Raw genomic sequence first — 15,455 nt, forward strand, 5'->3', positions numbered from 1 at the left:
ATGACTGCGGGTGCCCCCATTGTGGTCCGTGATCAGTCGTCGAAGGTCACCGCTTTGAGCTTGTCGATCTTTAACGCCTGAAGCGCGAGCTTTTCGTAAAACGGCTCTGAATGGCCATTGCGGACCTTGTGCAGGAAATATTTCTCAAAGCCGACTTTGGCCGTGTGCACCCAGCGCCCGGACGAGGACCAGTTGACATTGCGTGGCGGAATCTGCGGCTGCGCGACAAAGGCGACCCCCCCGTCGCCGAAATCGGCCAGGCAGACCGCATTCCAGGTTGCCTGTACATTCGGCTTTCCGCCTTCGATCATGCGTTCGATATTGGCGGCGGTCGCCGTGACCATGGATTCGATCATGAAGCCGGTTTTCGGCACGCCGACAGGCACCGCTGTCTTGCCGGTCGGGGCAATGGCAACGCAGACGCCGATGGCGAAGATATTGTTGAACTGCGGGTTTTGCTGGTGCCGGTCAACAATGACGAAGCCGCGCGGATTGGTCAGCCCCTCGATCCCCCTGATGGCGGAGACGCCGCGGAATGCCGGCAGCAGCATGGAAAACACCGCCGGCACCTCGTGGTGTTGTTTCACGGAACCGTCGTCATTGATCTCGTCGGCGACAACTTTGTCGCTTTCGATCCGCGCGACCTTCGCATTGGTGATCCATTTGATATGGCGGGCGCGCAGTTCGCTTTCCATCAGCCCTTTGGTGTCGCCGACGCCATCAAGGCCGAGATGGCCGATATAGGGTTCCGGGGTGACGAAGGTCATCGGAACGGCGTCACGCACCTTGGCGTCGCGCAGCGCCTTGTCGAGAATGAAGGCGAATTCATAGGCCGGGCCGAAACAGGATGCCCCCTGAACCGCACCGATCACCACCGGGCCAGGTTTTTTCACCAATGCGTCGAAAGCCTGCTTGGCGTCCGCTGCGTGGTCGGTCTGGCAGACAGACTGGGTAAAGCCCGCCGGGCCAAGCCCCTCGATCTCGTCAAAGGCCAGTTCCGGCCCGGTTGCAATGACGAGATAATCATAGTCGACGGAGGACCCGTCGGTCAGTTCAATGCGGTTTTCCGCCGGATGAAGCTTCGCCGCCCCTTCAGGGCGCAGCGCGATGTTGCGCTTCTTGAAGGCGGGAACCAGGTCGACCTCCACCGCCTCGCGTTCGCGCCAGCCAACAGCCACCCAGGGGTTGGAGGGAACGAATGAATAGACCGAACCCTTGTTGACGACGGTGATGTCATGGGAACGGCCAAGCTTGTTTCTCAGCTCATATGCCATGATGGTGCCGCCCAGGCCGGCGCCCAGAACAACGATTTTTGCCATTTTATCCTCCACTCAAACGGCTTGCGATGGTGTCGCGCCCGAAAGCCGGGCCCGCACGCCGAAAATCGCATTTTGATCTGAATATATATTCGTATTTATGAACATACGCAATAGTGAATTAGTGTGGTATGGTTGAAGCTGCCGGCATGTTGGAAAACAGGCTTGCCGGCAGGCAGGGCCTGTGCCACGGTTCGCCCGATGCTGACGATGATCAATTGCGTTCTTGATCCGGATCAATGGCGGCGCAGGGCAACAAGGGCAAGCTTGGTCTACAGGAACACCAGCCCCTTCTGTCGGCGTCGGACCTGATCGATGACCCGGGAGAGAGCAAGGGTGACACGATGCTGAAAGGCATTCTGTTAAGGGCATAGCCGGCAGGTGTTCAGGAGTTGGGCAAAGGAGGATGCCATGTTCAAACAGATACTCGTACCCGTTGATATTGCAGCGCTTGAAAAGGGTGGTGACATTCTTCGCAAGGCTTCGGAGCTTCTGGACGAGGGCGGCAGCATCACGCTTCTGCATGTCGTTGAAGAAGTTCCGGCCTATCTGTCGATCGATATCCCTGTTGATGTGATCGACAATGCCGTGGATGATGCCAAGGACAAGCTGAAACAGCTCAAGGATGAGCTGAAGGTGGATGCGCATATCGAGCTCAGAACCGGTCCGGCTTCGCGCGAGATTCTCTCGGCTGCCAAGGATCACAAGGCGGATCTGATCATTATTGCCTCGCATCGGCCGGATCTGTCGAACTATCTTCTGGGATCGACCGCTGATCGGGTCGTGCGTCACGCGACCTGTTCGGTTCTCGTGCGCCGCTGAGCGGCGCGGAAACCACGCGTCAGTTTGGGAGGACTGCGATGATGGATAGCTCTGTCTATAAAGATCGGCTTCTTCAGCGGAAGCACGAAATTCTGGGACGTCTGACCAAGATCGACAGTGATCTCGGCCGGATGAAGAATCCAGACAGCGCCGAGCGGGCCACCGAGGCGGAAAATGACGAAGTGCTCGAAGAGTTCGGTCAGGTGGGCGCCGACGAGATGCGTGCCATTGATGCGGCGCTCGAGCGGATCGAAGAGGGCACATTCGGCATCTGCGTCAATTGCGGCAAGCCGATTTCGAGCGAACGGCTGGAGGCAGTTCCCTACACGCCATTCTGCAAGAAATGTGCTGCCGAACTGAAATAGGGCCTTCGGCGTCCGAGCGACGGCCCCGGCCCTTGGCGACCGGGGCTTTGTCTTGTCAGCACGGACAATCGCCATAAATATGACAGATAGAAGGCCAGAATTTTGAAAGGCAAGGACTGGCAGGGACGGTTATGGCGCGTATATTCCGTGTGAAAGCGACATATGATTTCGGCGAGATTGTTGCGGACGGTGTGGTGCATGGGATCGGCATTGTTTTTGCACTCATCGGCGCCACGGTGCTGATTTTCTATGCCACCGTGTGGTCGACGCCGGGCGCACTGGCGGCTGCCTGGATCTATAGTGCCGGCCTGGTTCTGGCTCTTGCGATTTCGTGTTCCTATAATCTGATGCCGGGCTCGGTGCCGCGGACCAAGGCGGTATTCCGCCGGCTGGATCATTCGGCGATCTTTGTGCTGATTGCCGCCACCTACACTCCGTTTCTCGAGGGGGGCGCCGGGGACCCGGCGATCCGTGCGCTGCTCTTCGGCATCTGGATCATGGCCGGGATTGGCGTGCTGCTGAAGGTCTTCTTTGCCGGACGCTACGATCGTCTGGCGATCCTGCTCTATCTCGCAATGGGGTGGAGCGGCGTTGCCGTGGCGCGGCCGCTCTTTCCCATGCTGCCGCTCGCGACCAGTATTCTGATCGTCACGGGCGGGATCATCTATTCGGCCGGGGTGATCTTTCATGTCTGGGAACGGCTGCGGTTTCAAAATGCAATCTGGCATGGATTTGTCGTCGCCGCTGCTGCTGTGCATTATGCTGCCGTGCTGGTGTTTTTCAGTCTGACGGGAACCGGGAGCTGAGCGATGAAACTGAGCCTTGCCTTGCTGATTTCTGTGTCGAGCACATGGGCGGCACTGCCGGCCCGTGCCGATGATATCCGCTATTCCAACGCGGCAACGGCGGCCTGTCTGGCAGGGGCGGGCGATGAGGCAGAACGTCGTGACTGCGCCGGTTTGTCAGCGAAAGCCTGCGAAGATGCAACCGATGACGGCGCCACCACCTATGGCATGATCGAATGCCTGCGGCTGGAAACCGGATACTGGGATGATCTTCTGAACGAAACCTATCAGGATCTGCTCAAGCAGGCGACGGCCATGGATCAGGCCAATGCCGATGATCCGCGCGCGACCATGCTGGTCCGCGATACGTTGCGCGACATGCAGCGTGACTGGATCTCCTTCCGTGACAAGACCTGCACCTATGAATATTCGCTCTGGCAGGGCGGCACGATTTCGGGCCCGGTCAGTGCGTCCTGCTTTCTGCGCATGACAGCGGATCAGTATATCTATCTGGCGAGCTCCTGGCCGGGCGAGTGATGAGATGAAGAATTCCCGATACGGGACGTGGCTTTGGCGGCAAAGCTGATCTATCAAGGGCCAAAAGACCAGATAAAGAAAGCCACCCCATGCTGATCCGTGATGCCCGCGAAAGCGATCTGCCCGTCATTGTCGATATCTATAACGACGCCGTGGTCAATACGACCGCGATCTGGAACGATGTTCTGATCGATCTTGAAAACCGCATGTACTGGCTCGACCAGCGCCGCCAACGCGGCTTTCCGGTTCTGGTTGCCGAGCAGGAGGGCGCGGTTCTGGGCTATGCCAGCTATGGCGACTGGCGCGCCTTTGACGGCTACAAGCATACGGTTGAGCATTCGGTCTATGTCCACAAGGATGCCCGTGGCAAAGGCACTGGTCTGAAGCTCATGGAGGAGCTGCTCATCCGTGCTCGGGCCGGCAAGGTTCATGTCATGATCGCGGCCATTGATGCCAGCAACACTGCATCGATCCGCCTGCATGAAAAGCTTGGCTTCCAGCATACCGGGCTTTACCGCGAAGTCGGCACCAAATTCGGCCGCTGGCTCGATCTGGCGACGCTGCAATACACGTTTGACTGAGGTGCGACATGGCACGGCGAGCGCAGATCATCTGGGGCGGGTGGCCGGGCCATGAGCCCAAGGCCTGCGCCCGTCTGATCGCCGGCATGCTGGAAGATGACGGCTTTGCTGTTTCGCTCTCCGGCGATCTGTCGCTGATTTCTGCCGGTGAAACGCTTGCCGCAGATCTGCTGGTGCTGATCGTGACGGGCGAAGCCCTTGGCGATATCGAGGCTCGGGCATTGACCGAGGCTGTCCGTGGCGGGCTGGGGGTTGCCGGCTTTCATGCAGGTCTTGCCGCCAGCTTCAAGGCATCGGCTGCATTTCGCTATCTGGCCGGCGTCACCTTTGCCGGCCATCCGGGCGGGATCATCGACTACCACGTCGACATCACCCGGCCGGATGATCCGGTCATGGCAGGCATTGAAGGCTTCGGCTATCGCTCGGAGCAATATTATCTTCACTATGATCCGTCGGTTGACGTTCTGGCGACCACACGCTTTTCCGGCGCCCATGATGCGGCGACGGAGGGGGTGGTCATGCCGGTCGTGATCAAGCGGCGTTTCGGCGCCGGGCGGATCTTCTATTCCGCACTCGGCCATTCGCCGTCGGAGCTCGCCCACCCGCAGGCGCAGCTCATCCTGCGCCGTGGCTTTGCCTGGGCGGCGCGCTAGCGCATCGGCTCGAAAATCGGAATCGGTTTTCGAAAAGAACGATGCGCAGATTCAATAAGTTAGAGCGTCCTGGTGCGTCCAAAAGGACGCACGGCGCTCTAGGCGATGGTCAGTCCGTGAGCGGCCCCAGTGTCCGGCTGACGGCATCCTTCCAGCCGCGATAGAGGCTTTCCCGCTTTTCCCGGTCAAGGCGGGGCTGGAACTGCTTTTCAAGCGCCCAGTTCTCCGAGAATTCGGCAAGGCCCGGATAGAGCCCGGCGCGGCTGCCGGCAAGCCATGCGGCTCCGAGTGCGGTGGTTTCAACGACCTTTGGCCGGTCGACCGGAACGCCGAGGATGTCCGCCAGAAACTGCATGGTCCAGTCATTGGCGCTCATGCCGCCATCGACGCGCAGGATATTGGCCGAATCCTGTCCGCCCCAGTCGGCATGCATGGCCTCCAGCAGGTCGCGGGTCTGATAGCCGACAGCCTGTAGTGCTGCCCGGGCAAATTCGGCCGGTCCGGAATTTCGGGTCAGGCCAAAGACGGCGCCGCGGCATTCCGCATCCCAGTATGGGGCGCCAAGACCGGTGAAGGCGGGCACCATGTAGAGCGTCTGCTCGGGATCGGCGGCATTGGCAAGCTTGTCGGTCTCACTGGCATGGCGGATCACCTTCAGCCCGTCGCGCAGCCACTGCACCACAGCGCCAGCGATGAAGATCGAGCCTTCCAGCGCATAGGTCGGCTTGCCATCCAGCTGATAGGCAAGCGTGGTCAGCATGCGATGCGTGCTGGCGACGAACTTGTCGCCGGTATTCAGCAGTGCGAAGCAGCCGGTGCCATAGGTGGACTTGATCATGCCCGGCTCGAAGCAGGCCTGGCCGACGGTGGCCGCCTGCTGATCACCCGCAACACCGAAAATCGGGATCTCGCGGCTGAAGAGATCGGCGCGGGTCATGCCAAAATCGGCGGCGCAGTCCTTGACCTCCGGCAGGATTTCCATGGGGATGTCGAGAAGGGCGCAGATATCCTCGTCCCAGCGGCCCTCGCGGATGTTGTAGATCATGGTCCGGGCGGCATTGGTCGCGTCCGTCACATGGCTCCTGCCTCCGGTCAGGCGCCAGATCAGATAGGTATCAACGGTGCCGAAAGCGAGTTTTCCCGCCTTTGCCTCGGCACGGGCCCCTTCGACATGATCCAGCAGCCAGGCAATCTTGGTGGCGGAGAAATAGGGATCGAGGATCAGCCCCGTTGCCGAGCGGATGAAGCCCTCATGGCCCTCCTCGCGCAGCCGCGCACAGGTATCGGCCGTGCGCCGGTCCTGCCAGACGATGGCGTTATGGATCGGCCGGCCGGTTTCCTTGTCCCATATCAGCGTGGTTTCGCGCTGATTGGCAATGCCGATCGCCGCGATTTCCGCGGCGGAAATTTCCGCGCGTTCAATCGCCGAGCGGCATGTGCCTGCAACGGTTGACCAGATATCGGCAGGGTCATGTTCCACCAGGCCGGAAGAGGGGTAGAACTGCGGAAACTCCTCCTGTGCGGAGGCAACGATCCGCATTTGCCTGTCAAACAGGATCGCCCGGCTGGACGTCGTGCCCTGGTCGATCGCCAGAATATAACCCATTCATTCCTCCCATTGCCGTGGTGCGGAACCGGCGCGGCGGCCGGATGTGCATCAGAATATGCGGCACGATATCCTCCCGGGGCAGCAAGTGCCTCAGGCGGTCCTCCTCGATGCCCTGCCGACCAGCCATGCGTCAAGGGCGATGACCTCCTCCTGCGTCATCTTCAGACCCAGCTTGGTGCGCCGCCAGACAATATCTTCGGCAGTCACGGCAAATTCCCGGTTCACCAGCCATTTGACTTCGGCTTCATAAAGCGTATGGCCGAAGTCCTGACCGAGATCGGCAGCTGATGTTGCCTCGCCGAGAATATGCCAGCAATCCCGGCCATAATTGCGAAACAGACGCACAGCCCAGCTTGTCGTCAGGAAGGGATAATCCGTCAGCAATTCGCCAATCAGCTGATCGCGTTCGGAAACAGCGAATTCACCGCCCGGCAAGATACTGTCAGCCGTCCATTCACCCTGGGCGTTAGGGAAGAAAGGCATCAGCTTTTCAAGGGCATGCTCCGCGAGCTTGCGGTGGGTCGTGATCTTGCCGCCGAAAACGGAAAGCAGGGGCGCTCCCTCTTCACGCAGTGACAAGACATAGTCTCGGGTGGCAGCGGTCGCCGATTTCGCGCCATCGTCGTAAAGCGGGCGAACGCCGGAATAGGTCCAGACGATATCGGAAGGTGTGACCGGCTTTCTAAAGTAGTCGGATGCGAATGTGCAGAGATATTCGGCTTCCTCGGGGGTGCATTCCACCTTGCCGGGTTCGGCCTCGTGATCCTTGTCGGTCGTGCCGATCAGCGTGTATTCCTGCTCATAGGGAATTGCGAAGATGATCCGGCCATCCTTGCCCTGGAAGAAATAGCAGCGGTCGTGGTCATAGAGCTTCTTCACCACGATATGCGAACCGCGCACCAGGCGCACACCTTCATGCGAAGAAAGGTTGAGCGTGTCGGTGATGACGCTTGCGACCCAGGGGCCGCCGGCATTGATCAGCGCACGCGCATAGACGGGAGCGAGCGTGCCATTGTCCGCACAGGCAAGCGAAATTTTCCACAGCGGGCCTCGATTGCCGTCAACCTGTTCTGCAGCGGTCACGCGGGTGCGCGTCATGATGTTCGCGCCGCGCTCGAAGGCGTCGCGTGCCATCAGTGAGACAAGGCGGGCATCCTGGATCCAGCAGTCGGAATATTCGAAGGCGCGGCGATACTCATCCTTCAGCGGCTTGCCGGCTGGGTCTGCCGGCAGTTTCAGGGCCTGCGTCGCCGGGAGGATCTTGCGGCCGCCGAGATGATCATAGAGAAACAGGCCGAGCCGCAGCATCCACCAGGGACGGAGGCCCTTGTGGTAAGGCAGGACAAAGCGCATCGGCCAGGAAATATGCGGCATGGATTTCAGCAGGACTTCACGCTCGATCAGCGCTTCACGCACCAGCCTGAACTCATAATATTCGAGATAGCGCAGGCCGCCGTGGAAAAGCTTGGTCGAGGCCGATGACGTCGCCGAGGCGAGGTCGTTCATCTCTGCCAGTCCAACCGTCAATCCGCGGCCGCAGGCGTCGCGGGCAATTGCTGTTCCGTTCACGCCGCCACCGATCACAAACAGATCAAGCGGGTCAGCAGTGCTTGCGCCAGGCATGGATCGTCACTCCTCAGAAGGGGCTGTTGCTTACCGACAAATGCGCGTAAATTTTCGTTTTGTCAAATTTCTGGTTCGTTTTTATTCGCTTTATCAGTTTGAGTGAGGTTGCATGCGCGTAATTTTTCGCGGTGACAGCACGCTGCGTCAGAGATGACGTTTGTTAAAATGCTGATTTAAATATTCAAATTTGAATTTTCGAATTGCCCGGCGTAACGAATCTTCTAGTATGCCAGTTGTGGTGGAGGAAACCGGACGGCTTCGGGAGGTTTGGCTGGATGGCGCGATATCGCGTCCGGGCGTCGTGCGCATTGTTTTCTCTTTCCCTGATCCTGAGGTCCTGCAGGCGGCGCTCCCGGCTCTCCTGCCACCTTGGCGATCCCATCCTGGAGGACTATTCATGAAGTTGCTGACATCAACCATTCTGATCGGACTTGCCATGGCCACCACCGTCTATGCCCAATCCGCCGAGACGCCGCTGGAGCCGAAAACGGGAACCTTCTTCGAAACCCATCCGATCACCGAAGGCAATCTGCCGACCTTCTTTTCCGAATTGAAGGCGAAGATGACCTACCCGCTCGCCTATGATGGCGGCGATCCAAAGGCCTGGCATGACCGGGTTCTGCCATCCGCCGAAGCGCTGATGCTGCCGTCGACGGACACGGTGGATTTTGCGCCGGAAGTGATCGACAAGGTCGATCGCGGCGATTTTACCGCGATGCGCGTCGCCTTCAACGTTACCGATGAAAGCCGCATCGCCGCCATCGTTCTGGTGCCCAAGGGCGACGGGCCGTTTCCCGGTGTCCTGATGCTGCATGACCATGGCGCCCGCTTCGACATCGGCAAGGAAAAATGGATCCGCCCCTGGTATGACGAAGAACGGCTGAAATCGACGACCCAGTGGTCGCAGAAATATTTCTCCGGCCTGTTTCCGGGCGAGGAGCTGGCCAAGCGCGGTTATGTGGTGGTTGCCACCGATGCGCTCGGCTGGGGGGATCGTGCCGGCAATGGCTATGAGGCACAGCAGGCGCTAGCCTCCAATCTCTCCAATCTCGGCTCATCGCTGGCCGGTATCATGGCCCAGGAAGATGTGCGCGCCTCTGAATTTGTCGCCAGTCTGCCGGAGGTCGATCCCGACAGGGTCGGCGTGGTCGGCTTCTCCATGGGCGCATTCCGCGCCTGGCAGGTCGCCGCGCTTTCCCCCGTCGTCAAGGCAACGGTTGCCGATTGCTGGATGGCGACCTATGACGGGCTGATGGTGCCGGGCAATAACCAGCTCAAGGGGCAGTCCGCCTGGTACATGAACCATCCCGGCATCGCCCGGCTGATGGATTATCCCGATGTTGCCGCGCTTGCGGCTCCAAAGGCGCTCTATTTCATGGAAGGTGTTGAGGATCCTTTGTTTCCCAAAGCGTCCGTGGAAGATGCCTATGCCAAGATGCGCGTGGTCTGGGATGCCTATAATGCCGACGACAAGCTGAAGACCGATTTCTTCGATGGCGGCCACATCTTCACGGAAGACCGGCAGAAGGCGGCGTTCGACTGGCTCGACAGCCAGCTGAAATAATCGGTCATCACCATGTTGAAACGGCTGTTTCCGCTTGTCCGGCTTGCGGAAATCGTCATTCTTTCTACCGGCGGAGCGGTTGCGATGCAGCCGTTCCGCCGGTCTCGTCTAGAGAGCGCCGCGCGTCCTCTTGGACGCACCTGGACGCTCTATCTTATTGAATCTAAGCACCATTTTTCGAATATCGATTCCGGTTTTCGAAAAGAACGGTGCGCTAGGCCATGCATTGAGGAGTGCATATCATGGCGCTTGCCCACGAACAGGTTATTCCGCTCTGGCCCGGCCGGCCGAAGGGGACGCCTGCCGACCTTGAGCCGATCATTACCGAGCGCTCGGAAAACCTGTTTCGCACCAGCCGTGTGATCACCGGTGTTGTGGAGCCGTCATTGACGGCCATCGTTCCGGAAAAGCCCAATGGCGTCTCGCTGATTGCGGCACCCGGCGGCGGCTATCGTCGGATCTCGCTTGATGCGGCCGGCTACAAGCTGGCACAGCAGCTCGCGCCGCTTGGTGTCACCACCTTCATGATGACCTATCGTCTGCCGGGAGAGGGGCATGACAATGCTGCCGACGTGCCATTGATGGATGCGCAGCGTGCCGTGCGCCTGATCCGCCGCAACGCGGCTGACTGGGGGCTCGATCCGGGCCGGATCGGCTTTCTCGGTTCGTCTGCTGCCGGGCATATGGCTGCCTCCGTTGCAACCGGCCATGGCCGAAAGGTCTATGAGCCGCTGGATGATGCCGACGCGGTCTCTGCCAGACCCGATTTTCTCGGGCTGATGGTGCCGGTCATCACCATGTCGGACCCCTTTGTGCACGCTGGTTCGCGTGAGGCACTTTTGGGCGCGAAGGACGATGCGGCGACAAGGCGGGCCTATTCGCCCGATCTCCAGGTGACGCCGGACACACCGGAAACCTTTCTCGTGCTGGCTGATGATGATCAGTCGGTGCCAGCGGAAAATGGTCTCGGCTTCTATGCCGCGCTGCGCCGGGCCGGTGTGCCGGCCGAGCTGCATGTTTTCCGGGATGGCGGCCATACATTTTCGGTGCCGGGCGCTCCGGTTCGAGACTGGTCGCGTCTTTTCATCGGCTGGCTGCGGCAGATCGGCATGCTGGACTGACGGCTCTCTCAGTGACCGCCTTCGGCGGCACCGTGGCGGCCCTGACCCGAAACACTGGCGCCGGACTCGCGCGTCAGTGTCAGGATCGGCACCACGGCAAGGGCCGAGCAGATCGCCACCACATGGAAGGCGACATGAAACTGGGCAACCGACAGCGTCGCCCCGGCAAAGAGCGAGGAGATTTCCAGCACGAGGGCGGCAAAGGCGACGCCGAGCGCCAGACTGACCTGCTGGATCGTCGAGCTCATCGCCGTCGCCTGGCTGGCGGCGCGGGCGTCGATATCGGCATAGGCCAGAACATTGATGCTGGTGAAGAAGAAGGACCGCGTGAAGCCGGAAATCAGCAATATGCCGAGAATGATGGCGGTGGGTGTTGTTGGCTCGATCAGGCCTATGGCGAACATCAATAGCGCGCCGAGCGACCCTGTCGTCAGCAGCAGGCGCTTGAACCCGGTAAAGGCCAGAACGCGCGGGGCAATGAATTTGGTGGCGATGGCACCGATGGCGCTGATGAAGGTGGTCATGCCGGACTGAAACGGCGTGAAGCCGAAGCCGATCTGCAGCATCAGCGGCAGCAGGAACGGAAAGGCGCCGGCCGCGATACGGAAGAAGGTGCCAGCCAGAATGGCGGTGCGGAACGTCGGTACGGCAAACAGCTTGAGGTCGAGAAGCGGCTTTTCGGAACGGCGGGCATGCAGGATATACCAGAGTGTCGCCGCGCAGCCGGTCACGGTGGCGCCGATGCCGACAGCCGGCGGCAGCGCCGGCATGCTGATCACCGAGAGACCGAACACGACACCCGAGGCTGCGGTCGCCAGCAGGAAAAAGCCTGTCCAGTCGATCGGTGGCGGGCGCTCCGCTTCGATCTTTGGCAGATAGATCGAGGTCAGGATCAGCCCCAACAGGCCAATCGGGATGTTGATCAGAAAGATCCAGTGCCAGGTGAAATAGGTGGTAATGAAACCGCCGAGCGGCGGCCCCGCCAGAGGCCCGACCAGCCCCGGAATGGTCAAAAGCGCCATGGCGCGTACCAGCTCGGTCCGTGATGTCGTGCGCAAGATGACAAGGCGGCCGACCGGTGTCATCATCGCACCGCCCATGCCCTGCAGAAAGCGCGAGATGACGAATTCACTCAGGCTTCCGGAAAAGGCGCACATGGCCGACCCGGTCAGAAACACCGCAATCGCCGTACGAAACACCAGCTTGGCACCAAAACGGTCTGCCATCCAGCCGGAGATGGGAATGAAGATCGCCAGCGCCACCATATAGGCCGTCAGCGCCAGTTTCAGCGTGATCGGCCCGACATGAAGATCGGCAGCAATTGCCGGCAGGGCCGTGGCGATCACGGTCGAATCCATCTGTTCCATGAACAGGGCGACGGCAAGGATGAGCGGAACGATCGGATTCATCGGTTGGATTCTGGCCAGATTTATGTGACAAGAGCAAACGTCTTATCCGCCTTCTCGGTGCTTGCCAATCCGGAAAATGCATCTGCTCCGATCAGGGTTCCAGCTGTCAGCATTGTCTGTCGCCGCTTTCACGAACTCTTGATCGGCGGACAGCCACTTTGTCCGGCTCGCCCGTTGAAACTGGTCTTTGAGAGACAAGTTTCAGACTGTTGATATTGGGCAGCCAGTCTTGTTGCCGGAAACAGCGAGGAAAGTGCGAGATGAAGACGACAGGTAAACTCGGACGCCGCGGCCTGATGAAGGGTGTTGGCTTGACCACTTTAGCGGCTCCCGCCCTGCTTGCGGGCGTCGCCCATGCGCAGGAAGACCAGATGACTGAAATGCCGAAAGACATGCCCGAGACGAAACGGTTTTCGATGGGGGAACTCAAATTCGTTGTCGTGCGCGACGGAATTCGCAAGATGGACAATCCGGGCACGATCTTCGGTGCGGATCAGCCGCCGGAAACGGTGGCGGCGCTGCTCCGGCAAAATTTCCTGCCCAGCGATGTTTCGGTCAACATGTTCTCGCCGACGCTGATCGACACCGGTTCACAGGTGATGCTGTTCGATACCGGCATGGGCGAGGCCGGCCGCTCCTGGGGCGCGGGGCAATTGCTGAAAGGTCTTGCCGCTGAAGGCTATGGGCCGGAAGATATCGATGTCGTGGTAATCACCCACATGCATGGCGACCACATAAACGGGCTGATGGAAGCCGGTGCGCCGGCTTTCCCCAATGCGCGCTATGTTTTCGGGCAGACGGAATATGATTTCTGGACAGATCCGGCCCGGATCGGCACGCCGGCTGAGGGCGGTCATAATGCGGTCAAGACAATGATCGTGCCGCTGGCGGAAAAGGCAAGCTTCATCGCCGACGGGGCAAGCATCGCGCCGGGGATCACCGCCATGGACGCGCCCGGCCACACGCCCGGCCACATGGTCTTCATGGTCGAATCAGCCGGTCGCCAGCTGCTGCTGACAGCTGATACAGCGAATCACTATGTCTTGTCGCTGCAGCGTCCGGACTGGCAGGTTCGCTTTGATACCGATCCGGTAATGGCATCGGCCACCCGCCGCAGGATCTTCGATATGGTCGCTGCCGACGGCATTCCCTTCCTGGGGTACCACATGCCGTTCCCGGCGGTCGGATATGCCGAAAAACAGGGCGATGGCTATCGTTTCGTGCCGGCAAGCTACCAGTTCGAGCTCTGATCCGCGCCTCTGGAAAGCCATTTCCAAAGATGTGGCTGACCGATCCGGGTGAGAAAATCCGGATCGGCTATTTTCAAGTCGTCATGATCGTGTTACGAGCACTCGCCAACTTCCAAGATATTCTTGCAAGGGACCGGACGAGCGAAAATCGATCGCCCGGGCCATTTCGTTTATGAAAAGGAAATTGGCCATGGCTCAACTTATTCAAGCCGCGACCGGCATGCTGGCACTCACATTTGACGACGTGCTGCTGCAGCCGGGACACTCGGAAGTCATGCCCGGACAGGTCGATGTTTCGACCACGATTGCCCGCGACATTGACCTCAATCTCCCGATCCTTTCCTCCGCGATGGACACCGTGACCGAAGCCAGACTGGCAATTGCCATGGCGCAGGCCGGCGGTATCGGCGTGATCCACCGTAACCTGACCCCGCATGAGCAGGCCGAGCAGGTCCGTCAGGTCAAGAAGTTCGAGAGCGGCATGGTCGTCAATCCCGTGACGATCGGCCCGGACGCGACGCTGGCCGAGGCGCTGGCGCTGATGAAGGCGCACAAGATTTCCGGCATTCCGGTGGTCGAGCATGGCACCAGCAACGAGTATACCGCCGGCCGTCTGGTCGGTATCCTCACCAACCGCGATGTGCGTTTCGCCTCCAATCCCGATCAGCGCATCTATGAGCTGATGACCCGTGAAAATCTGATCACGGTGCGTGAAAATGTCGACCAGCAGGAGGCCAAGCGCCTGCTGCACCGTCATCGCATCGAAAAGCTGCTGGTGGTTGATGGCGACGGCAATTGCGTCGGTCTCATCACCGTCAAGGATATCGAGAAATCGCAGCTGAACCCCAATGCCTCCAAGGATGCGCAGGGTCGTCTTCGCGCCGCCGCCGCCATTTCCGTCGGCGATGACGGCTTCCAGCGCGCTGAAATGCTGGTGGATGCCGGCGTCGATCTGATTGTCATCGATACGGCCCATGGCCACTCGCAGAAGGTTCTTGATGCGGTTGGCCGGGTCAAGCAGCTGTCGAATTCGGTCCGCATCATGGCGGGCAATGTCGCGACTGCGGATGGCACCAAGGCGCTGATTGATGCCGGTGCGGATTCGGTCAAGGTCGGTATCGGCCCCGGTTCGATCTGCACCACGCGCATTGTCGCCGGTGTCGGCGTGCCGCAGCTTGCCGCGATCATGGGGGCAGTCGGTGCCGCAAAGGATGCCGGCATTCCGGTGATCGCCGATGGCGGTATCAAATTCTCCGGCGACATGGCCAAGGCCATTGCCGCAGGCGCATCCGCCGTCATGATCGGCTCGCTTCTTGCCGGTACCGATGAAAGCCCGGGCGAGGTCTTCCTCTATCAGGGCCGCTCCTTCAAGGCCTATCGCGGCATGGGCTCGGTTGGCGCCATGGCGCGCGGTTCCGCTGACCGCTATTTCCAGGCTGAGGTCCGCGACACGCTGAAGCTGGTGCCGGAAGGCATCGAAGGCCAGGTACCCTACAAGGGGCCGACCAGTGGCGTTCTGCATCAGCTCGCCGGTGGCCTGCGGGCCGCCATGGGCTATGTCGGCGGCAAGGATATCCCGTCCTTCCAGGAACGCGCCACCTTCGTGCAGATCTCCAATGCGGGGCTGCGCGAAAGCCATGCCCATGATGTCACGATCACCCGTGAAAGCCCGAATTACCCCGGCAGCGTCGGCTGAGCTGATCTGCTCCATCACGAATTCTGGAAACCCCGGTGCCTGGCGCCGGGGTTTTTCTATGGCCGGGCGCTGTTCACGTGGCGGTGATCGTCAACGCTGATTTCGTGATCGGTGCGTGAAT

At 60.1% G+C, this 15,455-nt stretch carries 14 protein-coding genes; 10 read left to right on the forward strand and 4 right to left on the reverse strand.

Features of this window, described 5'->3' with window-relative positions:
• Positions 1-32 precede the first annotated feature (32 nt).
• The gene (locus HCK86_RS22925) at positions 33-1,319 is read right to left on the reverse strand and encodes an FAD/NAD(P)-binding oxidoreductase (protein ID WP_176086818.1); all 1,287 of its coding nucleotides are present in this window, start codon (positions 1,317-1,319) and stop codon (positions 33-35) included.
• Positions 1,320-1,727: 408 nt separating this feature from the next.
• Here HCK86_RS22925 and HCK86_RS22930 point away from each other — a divergent pair, with 408 nt between their 5' ends.
• The 6 genes from HCK86_RS22930 (at position 1,728) to HCK86_RS22955 (ending at position 5,059) form a co-directional block, all read left to right on the forward strand.
• Positions 1,728-2,138, forward strand: coding sequence for a universal stress protein (locus HCK86_RS22930; protein ID WP_176086819.1), 411 nt, complete (start codon positions 1,728-1,730; stop codon positions 2,136-2,138).
• Between the two features lie 41 nt (positions 2,139-2,179).
• Complete coding sequence (locus HCK86_RS22935; RefSeq protein WP_176086836.1) at positions 2,180-2,503, forward strand: TraR/DksA C4-type zinc finger protein; 324 nt, start codon at positions 2,180-2,182, stop codon at positions 2,501-2,503.
• Positions 2,504-2,634: 131 nt separating this feature from the next.
• The gene (locus HCK86_RS22940; RefSeq protein WP_176086820.1) at positions 2,635-3,309 is read left to right on the forward strand and encodes a hemolysin III family protein; all 675 of its coding nucleotides are present in this window, start codon (positions 2,635-2,637) and stop codon (positions 3,307-3,309) included.
• 3 nt (positions 3,310-3,312) lie between these two features.
• Entirely contained in the window at positions 3,313-3,825 is a 513-nt protein-coding gene (locus HCK86_RS22945) for a lysozyme inhibitor LprI family protein (RefSeq protein ID WP_176086821.1), read from the forward strand.
• Between the two features lie 89 nt (positions 3,826-3,914).
• Positions 3,915-4,406: a GNAT family N-acetyltransferase gene (locus HCK86_RS22950; protein WP_176086822.1), complete on the forward strand. Its 492-nt coding sequence runs from the start codon at positions 3,915-3,917 to the stop codon at positions 4,404-4,406.
• An 8-nt stretch (positions 4,407-4,414) separates the two neighbouring features.
• The gene (locus HCK86_RS22955; RefSeq protein WP_176086823.1) at positions 4,415-5,059 is read left to right on the forward strand and encodes a ThuA domain-containing protein; all 645 of its coding nucleotides are present in this window, start codon (positions 4,415-4,417) and stop codon (positions 5,057-5,059) included.
• 109 nt (positions 5,060-5,168) lie between these two features.
• On the opposite strand, the gene glpK is transcribed toward HCK86_RS22955, so the two are convergent.
• Together glpK and glpD are read right to left on the reverse strand one after the other, a co-directional pair.
• A complete protein-coding gene (gene glpK / locus HCK86_RS22960) occupies positions 5,169-6,665 on the reverse strand; it encodes a glycerol kinase GlpK (RefSeq protein ID WP_176086824.1) in 1,497 nt (498 codons plus the stop codon).
• Positions 6,666-6,758: 93 nt separating this feature from the next.
• Positions 6,759-8,291, reverse strand: a complete 1,533-nt coding sequence (gene glpD / locus HCK86_RS22965; protein ID WP_176086825.1) for a glycerol-3-phosphate dehydrogenase — start codon at positions 8,289-8,291, stop codon at positions 6,759-6,761.
• Positions 8,292-8,691: 400 nt separating this feature from the next.
• Between glpD and HCK86_RS22970 the strand changes: the two genes are divergently transcribed.
• A complete protein-coding gene (locus HCK86_RS22970) occupies positions 8,692-9,858 on the forward strand; it encodes an alpha/beta fold hydrolase (protein WP_176086826.1) in 1,167 nt (388 codons plus the stop codon).
• Positions 9,859-10,100: 242 nt separating this feature from the next.
• Positions 10,101-10,979, forward strand: coding sequence for an alpha/beta hydrolase (locus tag HCK86_RS22975; protein WP_176086827.1), 879 nt, complete (start codon positions 10,101-10,103; stop codon positions 10,977-10,979).
• A gap of 8 nt (positions 10,980-10,987) precedes the next feature.
• Here HCK86_RS22975 and HCK86_RS22980 read toward each other — a convergent pair whose 3' ends face one another.
• A complete protein-coding gene (locus HCK86_RS22980) occupies positions 10,988-12,388 on the reverse strand; it encodes an MFS transporter (protein ID WP_176086828.1) in 1,401 nt (466 codons plus the stop codon).
• Positions 12,389-12,648: 260 nt separating this feature from the next.
• On the opposite strand from HCK86_RS22980, the gene HCK86_RS22985 reads away from it, so the two are divergent.
• On the forward strand, positions 12,649-13,638 hold the full coding sequence (locus HCK86_RS22985; protein WP_176086829.1) for an MBL fold metallo-hydrolase: 990 nt from the start codon (positions 12,649-12,651) through the stop codon (positions 13,636-13,638).
• A 190-nt stretch (positions 13,639-13,828) separates the two neighbouring features.
• Positions 13,829-15,334, forward strand: a complete 1,506-nt coding sequence (gene guaB / locus HCK86_RS22990) for an IMP dehydrogenase (protein ID WP_176086830.1) — start codon at positions 13,829-13,831, stop codon at positions 15,332-15,334.
• Positions 15,335-15,455: the final 121 nt, after the last annotated feature.

Origin of the sequence: Martelella sp. HB161492, assembly GCF_013184775.1 — a bacterium.
Lineage (GTDB): Bacteria > Pseudomonadota > Alphaproteobacteria > Rhizobiales > Rhizobiaceae > Martelella.

Coding starts and splice junctions, on each gene's coding strand:
- HCK86_RS22925 (WP_176086818.1), bottom strand. CDS start 1,319: ATGGCAAAAATCGTTGTTCTGGGCGCCGGCCTGGGCGGCACCATCATG.
- HCK86_RS22930 (WP_176086819.1), top strand. CDS start 1,728: ATGTTCAAACAGATACTCGTACCCGTTGATATTGCAGCGCTTGAAAAG.
- HCK86_RS22935 (WP_176086836.1), top strand. CDS start 2,180: ATGGATAGCTCTGTCTATAAAGATCGGCTTCTTCAGCGGAAGCACGAA.
- HCK86_RS22940 (WP_176086820.1), top strand. CDS start 2,635: ATGGCGCGTATATTCCGTGTGAAAGCGACATATGATTTCGGCGAGATT.
- HCK86_RS22945 (WP_176086821.1), top strand. CDS start 3,313: ATGAAACTGAGCCTTGCCTTGCTGATTTCTGTGTCGAGCACATGGGCG.
- HCK86_RS22950 (WP_176086822.1), top strand. CDS start 3,915: ATGCTGATCCGTGATGCCCGCGAAAGCGATCTGCCCGTCATTGTCGAT.
- HCK86_RS22955 (WP_176086823.1), top strand. CDS start 4,415: ATGGCACGGCGAGCGCAGATCATCTGGGGCGGGTGGCCGGGCCATGAG.
- glpK (WP_176086824.1), bottom strand. CDS start 6,665: ATGGGTTATATTCTGGCGATCGACCAGGGCACGACGTCCAGCCGGGCG.
- glpD (WP_176086825.1), bottom strand. CDS start 8,291: ATGCCTGGCGCAAGCACTGCTGACCCGCTTGATCTGTTTGTGATCGGT.
- HCK86_RS22970 (WP_176086826.1), top strand. CDS start 8,692: ATGAAGTTGCTGACATCAACCATTCTGATCGGACTTGCCATGGCCACC.
- HCK86_RS22975 (WP_176086827.1), top strand. CDS start 10,101: ATGGCGCTTGCCCACGAACAGGTTATTCCGCTCTGGCCCGGCCGGCCG.
- HCK86_RS22980 (WP_176086828.1), bottom strand. CDS start 12,388: ATGAATCCGATCGTTCCGCTCATCCTTGCCGTCGCCCTGTTCATGGAA.
- HCK86_RS22985 (WP_176086829.1), top strand. CDS start 12,649: ATGAAGACGACAGGTAAACTCGGACGCCGCGGCCTGATGAAGGGTGTT.
- guaB (WP_176086830.1), top strand. CDS start 13,829: ATGGCTCAACTTATTCAAGCCGCGACCGGCATGCTGGCACTCACATTT.